The organism is Paenibacillus sp. J5C2022, assembly GCF_025567625.1.
Taxonomy (GTDB): Bacteria; Bacillota; Bacilli; order Paenibacillales; family Paenibacillaceae; genus Pristimantibacillus.
Genome location: NZ_JAOQJC010000100.1, coordinates 1 through 1,588, shown reverse-complemented (window position 1 = coordinate 1,588; position 1,588 = coordinate 1). Strand labels below are relative to the sequence as shown.

Here is a 1,588-nt window from a genome sequence, read left to right as displayed (position 1 = left end):
TATTGATGGTTAAACATCCAAGCCCAAACAACGCCCCCCGCAAGCCACGGTGTCACAACAGGCATAAAATAGAAAAGTCGGAATAGTGCTTTGGCACGAATCGCTTGGTTCAACAGAAATGCGATCAGAAAAGCAATTAAAGTTTGCAAAGGTACAAAAATAAGCGCAAATGCGAAAACATTTCGCATAGCAATCCGGAACTCATCCTTATTAATGATGTTGATCCAGTTCGTTAACCCCACCCACTTGGGAGCATTAAACAAATCATACTGTGTAAACGAAATATAGGCAGAGAAAGCAACAGGGAATATCAGGAATACAACAACATTAATGACAAATGGCAGCGTAAATAGATAACCCCAGTAATTTTGCTTGCGCATGAAATACCTGCCTTTCTATGCATTGAAAGGTGCCAGTCCCAGCGAGGCAGCACCTTTCAACTTTATCTGATCTATTAATTACTGATGTTCATCCAATACTTGCTGCACACTCTTATGAGCGGCCGCCAAAGCATCTTCTACACTCTTATTCCCGTGTACGATCGCCTCATTCACTTCTTGCTGAACAAGCAATCTCCATTCGGCCCAGCTAGCGTTCTCATCCAGCGTTACACCAGCCTCGGCTACACCTTCCGTGAAGCCTTTCTTATTCAGCGGTTTAGTCGTGCTGTTGTCGAAAACAGTATAAGCGGATTGTTTTACCGGCAGTGACGAGCCGCTTTCAGCAAGCATAGTTTGCGCTTCATCACCCAGATAGAACTTCAAAAATTGCCATGCCGCTTCCTTGCTGTCATCCGATGCCCTGGATGAAACCAGCCAGGAATTGGTTACAAACGGCACATAACGTTTGCCATCTGCAGCTTTCGGCGCTTTCACTACATCCCAATCGGTATCCGGGAAACTTGAGTTAATAAGCACTTGCTCACTATACTGCATCATGTACAAAGCCGCTTTGCCGGTTGCAAACACTTCTCTTGCACCGCCATTGGCTTTCAAATAATCATTATTTGTGAAATAGCCTTCTACAATGCCTTGACGCAATTGCTCCAATCCTTCAGCTGTTTTCGGATCATCAAGCATCGATTTGGTTTTGCTATCATCAAGAACCATGCCGCCTGCTTGCTTGATCCACGGGAACCAGCCCGTTGCAATAGCAGTAGATGCGATAAAACCAAATTGCTTTACATTATCGCCTTCTTTGATCGTCAACTTCTTCGCCGCTTCTATCAAATCTGCATATGTCCAATCATCTGTCGGCAAGTCAACATTGGCCGCTTCGAATACACTTTTATTGTAAGCCAGTGCTACTGAGTTGATGCCGTGAGGAATTCCCCACACTTTGCCATCAGACGTCTCTGCCGAGAATAGAGCATCGACATAATCAGAAGCATTCAGATCACGCTCAATATAAGGCTTCAAATCTTCAGCCACACCGCGTTTGCCATAGCCAAGAATGGTCGCATTTTCTTGAAACCACACATCCGGCATCGTGTTTCCTGCAATTTGCGTGGCGATCTTGGACGTGAAATCTCCCCAAGGAGCATCTTCAATCTTTACTGTAATATGCGGATGCGTTTCAATGAACTTGT

2 protein-coding genes are annotated in these 1,588 nt (G+C 44.8%); both read right to left on the bottom strand.

The features are described from left to right. The coding region (locus tag M6D81_RS31435) for a carbohydrate ABC transporter permease (RefSeq protein ID WP_262681603.1) at positions 1 to 380 on the bottom strand (380 nt) is incomplete at its 3' end. A gap of 78 nt (positions 381 to 458) precedes the next feature. Continuing rightward, positions 459 to 1,588 (bottom strand): ABC transporter substrate-binding protein (locus M6D81_RS31430; RefSeq protein WP_262681602.1); only part of this gene is annotated, 1,130 nt, incomplete at its 5' end.